The sequence below is a fragment of the Eubacterium sp. BIOML-A2 genome (assembly GCF_009680135.1).
In the GTDB taxonomy this organism is placed as follows: Bacteria; Bacillota; Clostridia; order Lachnospirales; family Lachnospiraceae; genus Faecalicatena; species Faecalicatena contortus_B.
In genome coordinates this window covers 45,596-61,685 of the sequence record NZ_WKZK01000025.1, presented here as the reverse complement: position 1 = coordinate 61,685, position 16,090 = coordinate 45,596, and the positions used below count along the sequence as shown (strand labels likewise).

The window sequence follows — 16,090 nt, the reverse complement described above, 5'->3', positions numbered from 1 at the left end:
TGTTCCTTGTAACTTGTCCACCATATCAGTTCATTATAAAAATCTTAGATTTTTGTCTTGACAACTGAGCCACTATAGAATTCATCCTGATGGAGCCCATCTGTGCCGACATACACTTCAACCGTATGAACTTCAACTGTCCAGGAAGCCGGTTCGTAACGCAGACGCTTATAAGATTCATCCGGCATACGCTTGTAGTTTCCGTCACCATACATCTCGTTAAGTTTTTCTTGCGAGACACTGTGAAGAATCTTTTCTTCCGGAAATCCAGACAAATCCGCATCCCGCTTACCGCGCTGCTTTTTCTGTTTTAGGATTGTCGCAAGGACTTCTTCTATCGTTAATTCTTCCGTAGTATCTTCCGCAAGTGCTTCGGCTTCATTGAACAGCGATAGTTGTCCGCTGACTGCATCCAGTGTTTCCGTATGGCGTCCAAAGCGCTGTTGGTTTGCAATACGTATCTGCTCGATAAGTTTCTCCAAGTTATCATTCATCTGTGTTAACTGATCCTGCATAGACAACACAAGGAGCATCAGATCTTTTTTGTTTAGCTTATTCAATTGTTCCACGGTATATTTTTCAGCCATAAGTTCGCTCTCCTAATTGTCTTTATTATACCGCGGATAGCGTATTTATGCCACTTTCGGCACTTTGGCACTTCGTCATAATGCCTATGGTTTACACGCTTTATACCTCTTATACAAGGATAGAAATATAGAGTTTTCAATGTTCAAAAGTGCCTTGTTTCAGGCGTATATGCCGCAATACTGACAGCTTTACGGCAAGTTTTGGGATTCCAAAGTTACAGCAAAAACCGAAGGTTTAAATTTCTCTGTTTTGCACAACAAAAAATTTATAACACATGCTTTGGATGGACCTCTTTGATCTTTGGAACAATCGGATTCAAGCCCTGCATCAGCATCTGGTACTGATCTCTAGTCAGTTCCGCCGCTTCCTCGGGCGTGCGCGGCCAGCTGAATGAGCCATCTTCCAAACGCTTATACAAAAGTAAAAACCCGGTTCCCTCCCAAAGCAGGCCTTTAATCCTGTCCGTTCGGCACCCACAGAACAGGAAAAGCACATCCTTCTCAAAAGGATTTAAATCATACTTTGTGCCGATTAATTGTGCCAGACCATCAATTCCTTTTCGAAGATCAGTTCTTCCGCAGGCCAATATGATGCGTTTCACGCCGGCTGCTTCAGCTAACATGGATAACAACCTCCAACATCTGTTTTAGAAGTTCAGGAGAAACAGTGTTTGATAATCCTATCGTCAACTTCCCGGTGCGGATGATTGCATCTGCTTGAAATGACTGCCCGAAAGATTCAGAAGCTCCCTGTGGTTGAACTGGTAATTCTGCAGATGTAACAGTGCCTTCCTGACTGGTAGCCGGTAGGTTGATTGAAGACATTTGCTCATATGCTTCCTTGCGTATTTTGCGAAGCCAGTAGTAGTAGCTCTTTTCGCTGATGTCATGATCCATCATCCACTGTTTGGCAGTCTGTCCTTCCGGTCGCTGTTGACATTGCTCAATAATTGATTTCCAATTAGCAAGCCTTACTTCATGAGTGGTTTTATCCATAGTATTTACCTCCACTTGAAAAAACTAGTTAGTTTTTTGCATTTTTTCAAGTGTGCCATAAAACTCATCAGAAAGAAAGGCGGATGGTTTGACGTTTACCGATGTTACCTTATCTGGCATTACACAGTCTACGGTGGAAAATATCATGTCTGGAAAGACAAAAAATCCCAAACTGAAAACCTTGCATAAGCTGGCTCTCGGTTTGGGAATGACTGTATCTGAATTATTAGATTTTCCGGAAATGAATGAAACCATATTTGAGGACGAATAAAAACTTATATGATATTTTTATTATTATTAATCGTAATATTTCTTATTTATACAACACTTTTTAAACTTTTTTCCACTTCCACATGGACAAGGATCATTTCTTCCAACTTTTCTTTTGTCAACCAAATTATTTCTAGCAAATTTTGAATCAGCCCATGCAATAAGAAACTTCCCTATCTTCTCATGTGTTAACTTCGCCCAAAGATTTGAAGGAATACCACCATCTTTAAGACTTGTTTCGCCATCAAGATTATAATCCACAAAACATATAAAGTTATCATTACTGGGAAATAATTCTTTGCTCTTCCTCCCATCTTCCCTATATATGTTTAGATATACAGAATCTGCTTCCATAGTTCCATGTTTAATAATATCTTTCGGGTCTGCAATATTTTTAAGATTAGACACCCATAAAACTGCTTCATTAATTATTTTAATAATATCTTCTCTTTTACTTGTGTTGCCGATAAAAACATGTGCTCTGAATCTTTTTTTATTCTCCAAACTACAATCTTCAACACTTCTAATTTTATATGATTCACTATTATATTGTGGATATTTATAATATTTTATTTCTTCTAAATCAATTTGCTCTTTTGATGGTTCAAATAAAACCTCATCACCTCTTTTTAACATATTTTCTACTGCATTAGGAAATGCGTCTTTGTTACCTTTAACAATCGCTTCAATGTCTTTCTTTATAAAGCGCATCCAACTTGCTTTTAAACGAATATTATGAATTCCAATCCAAAATTGCTTATATTCTGGATACACTTCATATATTTGTATTGCTAATAGTAATGCTGATTGTCTACAATACTTTCTATCAATTACATCAAAGTCAAATTCTGCATTAATTTGTATTGGATTCTGGGACTCTGATATCCCCCTACATCTAATACCTGGAACATTCAATTTTTGTGCAAACATTATATAAGAGACATAAGTATTTTTTCTAAATTTTATATCTGATTTTTGATTATCCGCATAAACACTATACTTTCAAACATTTTGAAGTATAGAAAACTATTCATTTTACCACGAATTTACCACGATTGAATGAGCCTTGATATGACACAAAAACAACATGGGAGATAGCACAAATATCTGTGTATCTCCCGTTTTTCATTCATGTAGTATGATTATTTTACTCTGATTTCAAATTTCAAGATTGCTTTCATCATTTCTGTATGGATTTGACCTTTTAATTCTTCATCAACCTGCATAATGATTTTACCACTTTCAGAGTGGTAAAACGGACGCAAGCATAATTTACATATATAAGCGTCATAAAACTTCAAAATCTCTCTTATGGCAGTTTCATTTCCAGCAGACGCTTGACATATTACTTTTAATGTAGGGTAGCCATATTCTTTTTTCATTGGTTCAATTCCTTTCTTTCAATACTGTTTTTAGTTTCTTCAATCCGTTACTTCTTCTGCGATAAATAGCAGAACGTGATACATGATATAATTCGGCTATTTCTTGGTCGCTCATACTTTGAAAATAGCGTAATAGAATTACATCACGCTCTTTATTCGATAACTTATATAAAGCAACAGCAAGTTTCTCATTTGATATTTGAATTGTAAAATTCAAGACTTCAAACGAAATGTAATCACAAGAATAGTTATCCTTAGTTACACATTCAACATTTTTCGTATCTGATAATTCACAGAATAAAACTTCACGCTTAGAACGTCTTGCAAACTGTCTGTTTCTGTTTTTTACTGTGCATTTAATAACAGTCATCATCAAAGCATTAAACTGTATTCTAACGATATGCTCGAAAGAAGATGGGTTCATAATCTCACCTCCTTTCCGCATACGCTGAAATATATAAACGGAGATACCGTCTATATCTTTGGAAAATACAAAAAGAAGAACAAGAAAAAAGTCCGTACAAAATATACCGTCTGTACGAACTTTTAATATTGTAAAATATTTAGTTGTTGATAAAATGCTGTTAGGTAGTGCATAATCGTATAAGATTATTCCTAAAACTTTCCACAGCAGTTACTTTCAATGCTTTTATATCTTGCTTTTTTAGTCCTATCATAAAGTTTTCCATATAACCGCTTAATAATTTGATTACTTGTTAAAATAGTTATAATGCAGGCGACTATGTGACTGATTAAAATCGCTATCCAAACACCATTTAAATTTTCTGCCAGCCAAGATAATAGATAGGCAAAAGGAATACGAATAATAATATAGTAGAATATCATTAGTATCATACTTTTTGTTGGTTTTCCTATACCATTTAAAGTACCTAAGTAGCAACTAGTAATAGTGTAAAGAACATAACCGATACTAACAATTAAAAAATAATGGCTGACAACATTTGTTACAGCTACGTTGGAAACAAACAATTTTGCCAACTGTTTAGAGAAGAAAATAACAACTGCTGATAATACACTTGAAACAACAATACCATATTTTAACGCCAATTTCAGATAATTCTTTGCTCTGTCGATACGTTGTGCTCCAATACATTGCCCTACGATTGAAGTCAACACCATATTAAGAGCCATAGCAGGATAAAATAATATCATTTCTAATTTTCCAGCAACTCCGTAGCCAGCAATAGCAGAAATACTATAAGTACTAACAATAGCAGTTAAAAATGTTGTACTAATAGCAGGAATACTTTGTTGAATGACAGACGGCACAGCATTTTTTACAAACGGCATAATCTCTTTTGTATCAAAATCAGATAGTGAAAGGTTAAATAATTTTTTACGATAAATATAAATGCACATAAACGCCAAACAAATAATCTGTGATATTAAGGTTGCGATTGCCGCTCCGTGAAATCCAATTATGTTAATGAAAATAGGATCTAAAATAGCATTCAATAAAGTAGACACAAGCATTGCAACTGCTTGAAACATAGTATTGCCAAAACTTCTTAAAATGGCTGTAAAGTATAAATACAAATAAACTGCTACATATCCCAAAGCATATATAGATAAGTAATTTTTTGCCATATCAAAAATTTCAGTCGGTGTATTTAAAACTATCAAAATAGGCTCTAAAAAAATCTCCAACACAATTGTCATAAACACTGAAAGAATTATAGATACAAAAAAAGAAGTAACTATAATATTCTTTTTCTTTTGCTCATTTTTCGCACCAATTACCTGTGATAATAGAATGGCTAACCCGTTTGTTGCTCCCATACCAATTGAAGTTAAGATTAAAATAATAGGTGTCGAGTTTGTTAACGCTGCGTATGCCTGCTCACCTAACAAATTTCCAATCCAAAGACTGTCTACGAGATTATATGCCATATTTAAAAACATAGCTATTATCATAGGAACAGTCATTTCAAGTAAACATTTTTTTGTGTTTCCGTTTACAAAATCAATATTTTTGTTCATTTTAATTCCTCCTATTGAATGAAAATTATTCATTTAATTTATTTAAATATTCCCTGCCTTTTGGCAGGGGAAGATTTAAAGCCTAAACAAGTCCCTAAAAAATGCCTTTATCCGTGAACTCTTTTCTTTAATTGATATATCGGTATTTAAAATAATTCCTAGTTGTCCATATATGCAAAAACTGGCATACATTTCAACATCATTGACTTGTATTTCATTTGTGTAATTTGCTCTTTCAATAATTTCAGATACAATAGGAAAAAGTTTTTCACATACATTCAATGTTAATAAATTATGGAAATTTTTATTTTGGTTATTATGAAAAACTGGATAATATGTATCATCTTCTTGTTCTGCAAAAAGTATCATCTTCCGCAAAATATCTTTTAAACTATCCTTTTTTATATTTATATTTTTTGTCATATTGGCGACTAAAATATTTGAATATTCATTGATAGCAGACTGAAAAAGTACATCTTTTGATGGGAAATATCTATAACATAATCCTTGTGCTATTCCAATTTCTTTTGCTATGTCTGATATTGAAGTTTTTTCAAACCCATTTACACTAAATAATTTAATGGCTGTTTCTAAAATTTCTTGTTTACGTTCCTCTGGTTCTTTTGAAATACGCATTGTTTTCTTTCCTTTCTTGCGGTTTAATTATTGTATGCTATAATTAAACAAGATCTTGTGCCAAAAGATTTCCATTCAATTTCGTGGAAGTCTTTTGATAATAATAACAACATTTCCTTTTTTGAATAAATCTTTACATCTCCACTATTGCTGTGTTTCATATAGTAATTCATTATCTGTCTTGCTCCGATTGGTTGCCAACAATCACCGATAATGAAAACTCCATTTTGCTTTAAACACCTAGACACTTCTTTCTCTACAATATCTGGTTGTGGATAATGATGAAATGAGTCATTACATACAATGGCGTCAAAAGAACTATCTTCAAAAGGTAATCTCTCAGAGTCGCCTAAGATAAGTGTTGCATCATTTCCTAGTTTATTTTTTGCAATTTCAAGCATATTGGGAGATATATCTATTCCAAATAGTTGTTCTGCTATATTTAATTCTTTTATTTCTTTAAGTAACGCACCCGTTCCACAACCTAAATCTAATATAGAATGTATATTCTTATTTTTTAAATTTTCTATAATCGGCTTATAGAGTTTTCGAGCATGTTCCCCCTGAATATTTGTATCATAATCGGCAGCTTGCTTATCAAAAGTCTTTTGTGATTTTTGTTTCGTAATATTCATGTAATCAACTCCTTTCACTAAAATTATATCTCGTGAATGAACGATTGTCAATGAATAAAATTCATTGAATTTCATTCATTTCAAAGACGTGTATCTCTGATTTAAAATACACGCCTTTTTGATTACCCTACAATCTTCCAGTTACTATTCCTTATATAGCCCAAATTTGTACCGTGACAATTTCATTGATATTATCCGATTTACCACAAATCAAATTTTATCTTTTCTTCCTCTTGATTACCCTCCACAGAAAAGAAAAAGCCCTGTCAAGAGCCTTGCCACCATTGGTGGTGCTTTGCACTCTTTACTGGGCTTTTTGTTTGCTGTATCTTCTACAAAGAGGGAAAAAGTTATTCGTCCTCATCATCAAAATGGTTATTTTTCAATACTTCCCGTAATAATTCCATATCTTCTTTTGAATTGGGGTTTATCATTTTTACGACTTGATAAGGTGTCCTATATTTATGTCCCTCTATGCTTTCCCCGAACATATCCATGCTGTATAAATCATCATAGCGGTCTAACAGTTTTTGAAACTTCAAATGCTGGATAAATTCTTTGATTGGATAAAGGTCGGACGCTACAATACTTTTCCCGTTGATGTAGTCGGTAATATATTCCCGTAACTTTTCCAACTCATATTCCAGCCATTCTTCCTCGCTGTCAAAGAAGTTGTCATAATGTCCATGTTTTAGTTCTGCATTTAATCGTTCTTCAATTCTTAAAAACTGGCAGACTTCCTTTTCGGATTGATTAACATACTTCCATTCTCCCGATAATAATTCATTGGGCATTACACCCAGCACGTCCATTATCTTTTCTAATGTATCGAAGGTAGGAAAATTCACACCTCGTTCAATCTTGGAAAGGCTCTGCATATTGATACCGATTTTATCCGCAAGTTCCTGTTGTTTCATTCCTCTGTGTTTTCTTATGGTCTGTATGTTCTCTCCTAAGAAACTGATTTTCTTTTCGTAATGCTCCATAACTTAGTATAACCGCTCCTTTCGTTGCTTTTCTTGGTATTTATAAGCATATCATACTTAATCTACATCTAAAAGTCAACAAAAACTTCTTGACAAGTAATTCTAATGGCGTTATTATCGTATCAGATAGAGTGATTAAGCACGATAAGGTCAATCACACGCTTGAGTAAGCATAGAGAAGATACATTTTCACTTTGATAGCATGAATAAGCATGGACTATCAGACCGAAAATAGTGGTTTCCAAAAGGGGCTGGCTGGACGGGGCACGTCCCCCAGACGTGTTCGGACAGACAGTTCCTTTTGGAAAAGGAACGCCTAAAGGCGTTCGCAGAGGGCGTATATGTAACACCGCCCTGCGCATACATGTAACACCGCCCTGCGCATACATGTCATAGTACCTAGAAACTGTGATAAATAAAGGACAAAACACGATTTTTACCCCGCAAAAAAACGGGAAGTACGAAAGGAGTAATGCACTATAACTACACACAAAAATTTATCCGTTAAGATTGATTACATCAGCATTGTATTTGATACTGCAACCGCTGAAGATGTAATCATGCACATTTTAGGTTTACCGACTGACATTTTCAATGTTTATCCAGCAACGATAAAATTCAAGACTTATCAAGCACGCTGGCAGATTGGAGATATTTATGTATCGGGGGACGCAAGAAAGACAGAGGACAACCCACAGGGGCTAGGCTGTTATCTTGTTATGACTGGCAGAGGTTGTGATGATATTTTCCGTATTCTCGATAGTAGGAATTGTACCTTTGGAGATATGTTCCGACGTTGTGAGCGAAGATACGGACTGGATAACTTCCATTTTACAAGACTTGATATTGCCATTGATGATAAGAACGAAAAGCCATTCTTTACCATAGAGCAGATAAAGAAGAAATGCGAAAAAGAGGAATTTATTTCTAATAGTGAGGGCTACCACTTTGACGAAAGCAAGTTTGATGATTTCGACACCGCAAAGACTGTTTATATCGGTGCTGGTAAATCGGGATTGTCCTACCGCTTTTATGATAAAGATAAGGAAGTCTGTTCAAAACATAATAAGACACTTGATGAAGTTGGCAGTTGGAAACGGACAGAAATGCAACTGCGTGATGATAAGGCTCATGCTTTTGCCATGACATTCAAAGACAGACCGCTGGAACTTGGGGAACTGGCTTTCGGGCTATTGGCAAACAACCTACGCTTTGTCGTGCCAAACAGAAATGAAAGTAATAAGAGCAGATGGAAAACGTGTCGGTTTTGGGAACGCTTTTTAGGGGCTGTGGAAGTCTTGAAAGTGCAAGTACCGAAACTACATAATTCTCTTGAAGAAACACAGCAATGGCTCACAGAGGGTGGCGTGATTTCCGCTGTCAAAAGTTTTTACTTCTTAGAAGAACATGACGCATTAGGTGGACTGGAAAAAGTGGGAACTATGCTTGATAAGGCAAGATACAGTAATTCCCTTTCCAGCAAACTAACCGCCCACTTACAGAGGATAAACCGCACCGACCTTATCCCCTATATCCAGTATGACACAAAACAAGGGAAAGGGGGTATCTAATGAATAACAACGATATTCCTGTATGGGAAAAGTACACCCTTACCATTGAAGAAGCGTCAAAATATTTCCGTATCGGAGAAAACAAGTTAAGACGATTGGCAGAGGAAAACAAGGACGCTGGCTGGCTCATTATGAATGGCAACCGCATACAGATTAAACGCCGACAATTTGAAAAGGTCATTGACAAATTGGACGCAATCTAATGCAAATGAGCCTTGTATGTGTTATGATGAACACAAGTCATATCAAGGCTCTTTCCAACAAGGAAAGGAGCAGACACCATGAAAGAAAAAAGACGGGATAGCAAAGAACGTATCCTGCATACTGGAGAGAGCCAACGAACAGACGGAAAATACTTATATAAATATGTGGACGCATTTGGAAACACAAAATATGTGTATGCTTGGAGATTGACACCCACAGACCCGACACCAAAGGGAAAACGGGAAAAACCCTCACTTCGTGAACTGGAACAGCAGATAAGACGGGATATTGAGGACGGTATCGACAGCACAGGCAAGAAAATGACGCTTTGCCAACTCTACGCTAAACAGAACACACAGAGGGCAAACGTGAAGAAAAGCACACAGAAACAACGGGAACAGCTCATGCGGTTATTGAAAGAGGACAAGTTAGGTGCTAGGAGCATTGATACGATAAAACCCTCTGACGCTAAGGAATGGGCATTACGCATGAAAGACAAAGGCTTTTCCTATAACACCATTAACAACCATAAACGCTCGTTAAAAGCGTCATTCTATATCGCCATACAAGACGATTGTGTAAGGAAAAACCCTTTTGATTTCAAGTTAAGTGAAGTCCTAGAAAATGATACCAAAGAGAAAGTCGCATTGACAGAGGAACAGGAACAAGCCCTACTCTCATTCATCAAGACGGACAATGTGTATCACAAGTATTATGATGATGTGCTGATACTGTTAAAGACAGGACTTCGTATCTCGGAACTGTGCGGACTGACAATCATGGACGTTGATTTTATCCATGAGGTTGTGGTTATCGACCACCAGTTACTAAAGAGCAAGGAACAGGGTTATTATATTGAAACGCCTAAGACAAAGAGCGGAATAAGGCAAGTGCCATTAAGCAGAGAAACAATACAGGCATTTCAACGGGTTATGAAGAAACACCCAAAGGCAGAACCATTTGTGATAGACGGACGGAGCAATTTCCTATTTGTCAATCATAAAGGCAAGCCCAAAGTTGCGATTGATTACAACGCCTTATTTGTCCGTATGATAAAGAAATACAACAAGCACCACAAGGACAATCCCTTGCCACATATCACACCGCATACGCTACGCCATACATTCTGCACAAGGCTGGCAAGCAAGAACATGAACCCGAAAGATTTACAGTATATCATGGGGCATTCAAATATCAGTATCACAATGAACTGGTATGCTCATGCGTCCATAGATACCGCAAAATCAGAGGTTCAGCGTCTAATCGCATAAGAAGTATTTACCACGATTTTAACCACGCTTGATAGCGAAAATATAAGAAGATAGACCTAGATATGTGAGGTTTACCACAAAAGAAAAATGCCCGTAGAGCCTATAAAATAAGGCTTTGCGGACATTTAAGAAGATATAAAAAGATAGTCAAAAAGACATATATAATTTTATACAATTAATTCTATACTTTCAAGATTGGTATTTAAAAAAAGAGAAATCCCTAATAATATGCCACTCGCCACATCATAAGTATCATTAATTAATTTATCAAATTCGTATGTTTTCAGTATCTTTTCAACAACTTTTCCTTCCTTAACATAATGAAATACGATTTCCCTACCATTCTCTCTAAAGAATACACCACCGTGATTAATTGCATTTCTAATATCTACATCTATTTTATTTTGTAATTCCTCGAAACCATTTTTTCTTAACACTTCACATAACGGGTTCAACATTCTTTGATTACTGTAATCCTTCTCGACAGTATAGTTTATAATTAATACAATTACTCTAAAAAAATTCGTCAAACATCCTTCCATTAGATTAACAAACATTGGTATTCTATATAATCTATTTTTCGTAATTGTATCATCAATAGTTTTTTCAAAATCAACAATAATATCTGTAATTTGTCTATAAGTACTATAACCCATATAAAAATATTCAAGTATTTCTTCATTTATCTTGATTGCACAACCATTGTCATCATATAATTTCTGCAAACCATCTAATGTAGACTCTTCTACCTTCCTATCCCAAAAATCACATGGCGATGTTAATACTACTTCACATAAAATATTCCAAAATTCTGGTTTTATATCTCCAGAATACTCCAACTTCTCTTTGACAATTTCTTCCAAGCTATCACAACTCTTATTTTTATGTTCACTATATTTTTGACTTCGATAAATCGTTTTATATGTTTCAAATGCGTTCATGAAATATTCTCCCTTATAATACTTTATAAAATTGACAGTATTCCAAAATATTGTAATGCCTCTTCAATCGCTCCAGCCTTCTCTTCTGGACACCCCGGATATTCCCTCTTCGGCACATCCACCTTATTCGGCGATTCATGTTTTCTCTTCACTTCCGCAATATACTTCGTATGCACATTCAGCCCGTACTTTTCCTTCACATACTCCTTAATCTTCTGATACGTGGCTTTCTCCGTCACATCTTCCTTATCCACGGTCATTTCAATGTCGATTTTTTCTACATCCTTTTTACGGGTCAAGAGCGCAACCGTCTCAACATGCACCGTCTCACAAAACTGATCCACCGCCACACACTTCTCCACCCGGTACCCCCGTCCCAAGATCATCTCCAAATCCCGCACCAAACTAGTTGCCTTACAAGAAATATAGACAATCCGTTCCACCTGATAATCCAATATCTTAGGCAGCGCCTTAGGATGTATCCCATCCCGCGGAGGATCCAGCACGATCACATCCGGCTTCTCCTCAATCTCATCCAGCACCTTAAAGACATCCCCCGCAATAAACCGGCAATTATCCAGCCCATTCCGGGCAGCATTCTCCCTGGCAGCCTCCACAGCCTCCTCAACAATCTCTACCCCAATCACCTGTTTCGCCACCGGAGCCAGCACCTGCCCAATCGTCCCCGTCCCGCTGAACAGATCAAAGACCGTCATATCCTGAATATCCCCGATATACTCCCGCACCGTCTCATAAAGCACCTCAGCCCCTCTGGAATTAGGCTGGAAGAAAGAAAACGGGGTGATCTTGAATTCCATCCCAAGTATCTTCTCATAAAAATAATCTTTCCCATAGAGAATCCGCGTCTCATCACTCTGCACCACATCGGAAAGCGAATCATTCAGAATATGAAGAATCCCCACAATCTCCCCTTCCAATTTCAACTCTAAAAGCCTCTCCACAAGCCCACTTAAATCATGCTCTTCCTGAGTCGTCGTCACCAGATTCACCAGGATCTCCCCTGTCGTATCCCCGCGCCTCAAAAGCAGATGCCTCAGATACCCAACATGCTGCATCTTCCTGTAATACTCCACATTCCGCTCTTTAAAATACTCCAGAACGCACAGCAGAATCTGGTTCATGTCCTCATGTACCAGCATGCAGTCTCCTGCTGTCAGCACATCATAAGTACTTCCTTTCTTGTGAAGCCCCAGCGACAGCGGGCCGTCCTTATACTCATCCCCAAAGGAAAACTCCATTTTATTCCGATACCGGAACTCCTTCGGGCTGGCCTTAATCCCTTCATTGTCATAAGGCTCCTTCACCACCGCATTCAGAAGCTCTTTCACCTGCCCGGCTTTCATTTTCAACTGTTCTTCATACCCCATAGTCTGATACATACAGCCCCCGCATGCCGGAAAAATACTACATACCGGTTCCCGTGTTTCCAGGGGCGACTTTTCCAGAACCTCCAGAAGCCTGCCTTCCGCGTCCCCCTTTTTAAACTTATTCACTACAAACCGTATCTTCTGTCCGGGCATTCCGTTTTTTACAGTGACATACCGTTCCTCTTCCGAGACCCACACCAGCCCCTTATTTGGAAATTCTACTTTTTCTATTATGCCTTCAAATACTTGTCCTTTTTTCATCATCTTCTCCTGAATCATTCTATACATAAAAATGGACAGGGTGCAGTGTTCCCGCCACATCCTGTCCATGGTTTAGTTCGGTTACCTGATTATACCTGGTCTTCCTCACTGAAATAGTCATCAAAATCATCGTCAAAATCTTCTTCAAAGTCTTCCAGATAATCCGGTGTAAAGAAACGATATACTGCATATGCAATACCTGCTACAGCAGCTACGGCACCTACAATTGCCAGAACCCAGAGCACTGTATTTTTCTGCTTGTCGTCCTCTTTTTTACGCAGCAATTCATTCAGTTTTGTCTCCGCAATTAATTCCTCTACTTTGCTCATATTTCCACGTCCTTTCCCCATCTTGTCGATACAGGTTTACTTTAGGTTATTATATCACTATCATTTTCAGATTACTACTTATTTATGCCAATTTTATATAAATTCTATATTTTTCTGAGCTTGGCAAATGAGGCAAACATTTTCTTTGTTCCCGCTGTGTCGAAATCCACTGTCACCTCAAAATCGCGGCCGCCTTCTGTAATATCTCTTACCAGCCCTTCGCCGAATTTCATATGGCGCACGCGGTTCCCAACGGTATAATCCAGGCTTTTTTCTTTTGTAACGGTAAACTGTTTCCCCACTTTTGCCGGGGCAAATGCCTTTGTCTTGAACAGCTGTTTTGCCTGCTGGTATGTATTTTGTGCCGGCATTTCGTATGTTTCCCCGAAATCCGCGCCTGTTTCCAACAGTTCCTGCGGTATTTCTTTTAAAAACCGGGACATCTTATTAAACTGCGTTTCTCCGCGGATCATCCGCCTCCTGGCGCAGCTGACTGTCAGTTCTTTTTCCGCGCGCGTGATCCCAACATAGCAGAGCCTTCTTTCTTCTTCCAGTTCATCGATATCATCCGATGTAATCGTCATATAACTCGGAAACAGCCCATCTTCCATCCCTGCCAGATAGACATGAGGGAATTCCAGACCCTTGGCGCTGTGCAGTGTCATCAGCACCACATAATCCTGATTCTCATCCAGGCTGTCTATATCTGCCACCAGGGCTACCTCCTCCAGAAAGCCGCTGAGCGTAGGCTTCTCGTCCTGTTCAAGGCAGGTTTCCTCATAGGCTGCTATTTTACTTAAAAGTTCATCAATATTTTCAATACACGACTGCGCATCTTCCTTATCCTCCGCTTCCAGATTTTCCACATATCCAGTCTTCTCAATGATCTCGTTCATTAAGTCAGAAATGCTGTCCACCCGGGCCCGTGTTTTAAAATATTCGATCAACGCCACAAATGACTCCAGCTTTGCCGCGCTCCGCCCGATATTGGGGATCAGATCCAATCCCAGCAGAGCCTCATAGAATCCGATTTCACGCTCCAGAGCCGATTCCTGCACGCGGTTAATGGTTGTCAGTCCAATGCCTCGCTTCGGCACATTGATGATACGTCTGACAGCCAGGTCATCCTGCCCGTTGTCAATCGTTTTCAAATAAGCCAGCAGGTCCTTAATCTCCCGCCTTGCGTAGAAATTCACGCCGCCGACTATCTTATATGGTATGTTGGAGGAAACAAAACGTTCCTCAAACAGACGCGACTGCGCATTCGTCCGATACAGGATTGCATGATCGTTGTAAGTGGAGCCTTCTTCTCTCACATGTTTCCGGATATCCTCCGCAATAAACTCTGCCTCATCGTAACCCGTATCAAACTGGCGGCACTGGATCTTTTCGCCCTCCCCGTTGTCTGTCCAGAGCGTCTTTTCCTTTCTGCCGCAGTTGTTGCTGATCACTGCGTTTGCAGCATTCAGTATATTAGACGTGGAGCGGTAATTCTGCTCCAGCTTGATTACTCTTGCATCTTGAAATTCCTGTTCAAAGTTCAAAATATTTTTAATATTGGCTCCGCGGAATTTGTAGATCGACTGGTCATCGTCACCGACTACGCAGAGGTTTTTATATTTTCCCGCAAGAAGGCTTACAAACTTAAACTGTACCGTATTGGTATCCTGATACTCGTCCACCATGATATAGCGGAAACGCTCCTGGTAGTTCTCCAGTACGTCCGGCTGGGTCTGGAAGAGCTGTACCGTCTTCACAAGCAGGTCATCAAAGTCCAGCGCATTATTGGCGCGCAGCTGTTTCTCATATTCCCGGTAAACCTTTGCGATCTTCTGCTTCCCGTAATCTCCCGCCGCATTGAGTTCATATTCCTCCGGAGTGACCAGCTCATCCTTGGCGGAAGAGATCGCTCCAAGGAGGCTTCTTTCCTTATAAACCTTGGTATCAATATCAATTAGTTTACAGACATCCTTCATCAAAGTCTTCTGATCATCCGCGTCATAGATTGTAAAATTATTGTCATATCCCAGCCGGTCGATATATCTCCGCAAAATTCTCACGCACGTCGAATGGAAGGTGCTCACCCAGATGCTTTCTGAGCCGAACCCCACCAGTTTGTCCACTCTCTCACGCATCTCGCCGGCCGCCTTGTTTGTAAAGGTGATGGCCAGTATATTCCAGGGATTTACACCCTTTTCCTCGATCAGATAGGCAATCCGGTGTGTCAGGACCCGCGTTTTCCCCGAACCCGCACCGGCTAGTATCAGAAGCGGGCCGTCAGTACAGTATACCGCCTCTCTCTGCTGTTCATTCAATGTATCGTATATACTCATATGTATCTCCTGTCTGCTTTACATCTTATCTATGAGATTATAATACAAAACAAGTATTCTGTCACGCGAAAAAGAGTATTCCCTCCTCATTTTTACCCTCTTTTCCAATCCATCCTTTTGGTTTTCCCACATGTTTTGATGTAGAACTGCCGCAGAACCTTTTCCTCCATTGAAGACTGCTGCTTAAAATGCTATACTATAATCCGTAGGTTCGCTGCAGACCCGCCCGCCAGGGCATATATTAAGGACAGTCCTTTGGGCTTCCTTTAAACTGCAGCTGTACTGCATGCCTGACACTT

Annotated in this window: 18 protein-coding genes; 4 read left to right on the top strand and 14 right to left on the bottom strand. The window is 38.7% G+C overall.

Going from position 1 to position 16,090, the window contains the following annotated elements; all coding sequences use genetic code 11:
- Positions 1–44 precede the first annotated feature (44 nt).
- From GKG43_RS10895 to GKG43_RS10885, 3 genes are all read right to left on the bottom strand, one after another.
- Complete coding sequence (locus GKG43_RS10895) at positions 45–587, bottom strand: transposase (protein ID WP_243125848.1); 543 nt, start codon at positions 585–587, stop codon at positions 45–47.
- A gap of 266 nt (positions 588–853) precedes the next feature.
- Positions 854–1,210, bottom strand: coding sequence for an IS66 family insertion sequence element accessory protein TnpB (gene tnpB / locus GKG43_RS10890; protein WP_009005799.1), 357 nt, complete (start codon positions 1,208–1,210; stop codon positions 854–856).
- On the bottom strand, positions 1,200–1,583 hold the full coding sequence (locus GKG43_RS10885; protein WP_025655413.1) for a hypothetical protein: 384 nt from the start codon (positions 1,581–1,583) through the stop codon (positions 1,200–1,202). The genes tnpB and GKG43_RS10885 overlap by 11 nt, the downstream gene beginning before the upstream one ends.
- 88 nt (positions 1,584–1,671) lie before the next feature.
- On the opposite strand from GKG43_RS10885, the gene GKG43_RS10880 reads away from it, so the two are divergent.
- Positions 1,672–1,854 carry a helix-turn-helix transcriptional regulator gene (locus tag GKG43_RS10880; RefSeq protein WP_025655412.1) on the top strand — a complete coding sequence of 61 codons (183 nt, stop codon included), beginning with the start codon at positions 1,672–1,674 and terminating at the stop codon, positions 1,852–1,854.
- 26 nt (positions 1,855–1,880) lie between these two features.
- Here the strand turns inward: GKG43_RS10880 and GKG43_RS23335 are convergent, their stop codons facing one another.
- From GKG43_RS23335 to GKG43_RS10845, 7 genes are all read right to left on the bottom strand, one after another.
- Positions 1,881–2,783, bottom strand: coding sequence for an SEC-C metal-binding domain-containing protein (locus GKG43_RS23335; RefSeq protein WP_243125847.1), 903 nt, complete (start codon positions 2,781–2,783; stop codon positions 1,881–1,883).
- Between the two features lie 212 nt (positions 2,784–2,995).
- Complete coding sequence (locus GKG43_RS10870) at positions 2,996–3,235, bottom strand: helix-turn-helix domain-containing protein (protein ID WP_005946862.1); 240 nt, start codon at positions 3,233–3,235, stop codon at positions 2,996–2,998.
- A 4-nt stretch (positions 3,236–3,239) separates the two neighbouring features.
- Positions 3,240–3,659, bottom strand: coding sequence for a sigma-70 family RNA polymerase sigma factor (locus GKG43_RS10865; protein WP_008728841.1), 420 nt, complete (start codon positions 3,657–3,659; stop codon positions 3,240–3,242).
- Between the two features lie 191 nt (positions 3,660–3,850).
- The gene (locus tag GKG43_RS10860; protein ID WP_008728838.1) at positions 3,851–5,236 is read right to left on the bottom strand and encodes an MATE family efflux transporter; all 1,386 of its coding nucleotides are present in this window, start codon (positions 5,234–5,236) and stop codon (positions 3,851–3,853) included.
- A gap of 75 nt (positions 5,237–5,311) precedes the next feature.
- Entirely contained in the window at positions 5,312–5,872 is a 561-nt protein-coding gene (locus GKG43_RS10855; protein ID WP_008728836.1) for a TetR/AcrR family transcriptional regulator, read from the bottom strand.
- Positions 5,873–5,895: 23 nt separating this feature from the next.
- On the bottom strand, positions 5,896–6,582 hold the full coding sequence (locus GKG43_RS10850; protein WP_223380606.1) for a methyltransferase domain-containing protein: 687 nt from the start codon (positions 6,580–6,582) through the stop codon (positions 5,896–5,898).
- Positions 6,583–6,857: 275 nt separating this feature from the next.
- A complete protein-coding gene (locus tag GKG43_RS10845) occupies positions 6,858–7,493 on the bottom strand; it encodes a helix-turn-helix transcriptional regulator (protein ID WP_005946876.1) in 636 nt (211 codons plus the stop codon).
- A gap of 509 nt (positions 7,494–8,002) precedes the next feature.
- Between GKG43_RS10845 and GKG43_RS10840 the strand changes: the two genes are divergently transcribed.
- The 3 genes from GKG43_RS10840 to GKG43_RS10830 all read left to right on the top strand — a co-directional run bounded on the left by GKG43_RS10840 (position 8,003) and on the right by GKG43_RS10830 (position 10,539).
- Complete coding sequence (locus GKG43_RS10840; protein WP_173816749.1) at positions 8,003–9,064, top strand: replication initiation factor domain-containing protein; 1,062 nt, start codon at positions 8,003–8,005, stop codon at positions 9,062–9,064.
- Positions 9,064–9,267, top strand: a complete 204-nt coding sequence (locus GKG43_RS10835) for an excisionase (RefSeq protein ID WP_002610247.1) — start codon at positions 9,064–9,066, stop codon at positions 9,265–9,267. Before GKG43_RS10840 ends, GKG43_RS10835 begins: the two co-directional genes overlap by 1 nt.
- A gap of 78 nt (positions 9,268–9,345) precedes the next feature.
- Positions 9,346–10,539, top strand: a complete 1,194-nt coding sequence (locus GKG43_RS10830; RefSeq protein WP_003127058.1) for a tyrosine-type recombinase/integrase — start codon at positions 9,346–9,348, stop codon at positions 10,537–10,539.
- A gap of 167 nt (positions 10,540–10,706) precedes the next feature.
- Here the strand turns inward: GKG43_RS10830 and GKG43_RS10820 are convergent, their stop codons facing one another.
- From GKG43_RS10820 to pcrA, 4 genes are all read right to left on the bottom strand, one after another.
- A complete protein-coding gene (locus tag GKG43_RS10820) occupies positions 10,707–11,480 on the bottom strand; it encodes a hypothetical protein (RefSeq protein ID WP_129879092.1) in 774 nt (257 codons plus the stop codon).
- Between the two features lie 23 nt (positions 11,481–11,503).
- The gene (gene rlmD / locus GKG43_RS10815) at positions 11,504–13,129 is read right to left on the bottom strand and encodes a 23S rRNA (uracil(1939)-C(5))-methyltransferase RlmD (RefSeq protein WP_025655410.1); all 1,626 of its coding nucleotides are present in this window, start codon (positions 13,127–13,129) and stop codon (positions 11,504–11,506) included.
- 89 nt (positions 13,130–13,218) lie between these two features.
- Positions 13,219–13,479: a hypothetical protein gene (locus GKG43_RS10810; RefSeq protein ID WP_347554231.1), complete on the bottom strand. Its 261-nt coding sequence runs from the start codon at positions 13,477–13,479 to the stop codon at positions 13,219–13,221.
- Between the two features lie 83 nt (positions 13,480–13,562).
- Positions 13,563–15,791: a DNA helicase PcrA gene (pcrA, locus tag GKG43_RS10805; RefSeq protein WP_025655405.1), complete on the bottom strand. Its 2,229-nt coding sequence runs from the start codon at positions 15,789–15,791 to the stop codon at positions 13,563–13,565.
- Positions 15,792–16,090: the final 299 nt, after the last annotated feature.

Bases quoted from the DNA above. Each gene is read 5' to 3' on its own strand.
- GKG43_RS10895 (WP_243125848.1), bottom strand. From the start codon at position 587: ATGGCTGAAAAATATACCGTGGAACAATTGAATAAGCTAAACAAAAAA.
- tnpB (WP_009005799.1), bottom strand. From the start codon at position 1,210: ATGTTAGCTGAAGCAGCCGGCGTGAAACGCATCATATTGGCCTGCGGA.
- GKG43_RS10885 (WP_025655413.1), bottom strand. From the start codon at position 1,583: ATGGATAAAACCACTCATGAAGTAAGGCTTGCTAATTGGAAATCAATT.
- GKG43_RS23335 (WP_243125847.1), bottom strand. From the start codon at position 2,783: ATGTTTGCACAAAAATTGAATGTTCCAGGTATTAGATGTAGGGGGATA.
- GKG43_RS10870 (WP_005946862.1), bottom strand. From the start codon at position 3,235: ATGAAAAAAGAATATGGCTACCCTACATTAAAAGTAATATGTCAAGCG.
- GKG43_RS10865 (WP_008728841.1), bottom strand. From the start codon at position 3,659: ATGAACCCATCTTCTTTCGAGCATATCGTTAGAATACAGTTTAATGCT.
- GKG43_RS10860 (WP_008728838.1), bottom strand. From the start codon at position 5,236: ATGAACAAAAATATTGATTTTGTAAACGGAAACACAAAAAAATGTTTA.
- GKG43_RS10855 (WP_008728836.1), bottom strand. From the start codon at position 5,872: ATGCGTATTTCAAAAGAACCAGAGGAACGTAAACAAGAAATTTTAGAA.
- GKG43_RS10850 (WP_223380606.1), bottom strand. From the start codon at position 6,582: ATGAAATTCAATGAATTTTATTCATTGACAATCGTTCATTCACGAGAT.
- GKG43_RS10845 (WP_005946876.1), bottom strand. From the start codon at position 7,493: ATGGAGCATTACGAAAAGAAAATCAGTTTCTTAGGAGAGAACATACAG.
- GKG43_RS10835 (WP_002610247.1), top strand. From the start codon at position 9,064: ATGAATAACAACGATATTCCTGTATGGGAAAAGTACACCCTTACCATT.
- GKG43_RS10830 (WP_003127058.1), top strand. From the start codon at position 9,346: ATGAAAGAAAAAAGACGGGATAGCAAAGAACGTATCCTGCATACTGGA.
- GKG43_RS10820 (WP_129879092.1), bottom strand. From the start codon at position 11,480: ATGAACGCATTTGAAACATATAAAACGATTTATCGAAGTCAAAAATAT.
- rlmD (WP_025655410.1), bottom strand. From the start codon at position 13,129: ATGAAAAAAGGACAAGTATTTGAAGGCATAATAGAAAAAGTAGAATTT.
- GKG43_RS10810 (WP_347554231.1), bottom strand. From the start codon at position 13,479: ATGGGGAAAGGACGTGGAAATATGAGCAAAGTAGAGGAATTAATTGCG.
- pcrA (WP_025655405.1), bottom strand. From the start codon at position 15,791: ATGAGTATATACGATACATTGAATGAACAGCAGAGAGAGGCGGTATAC.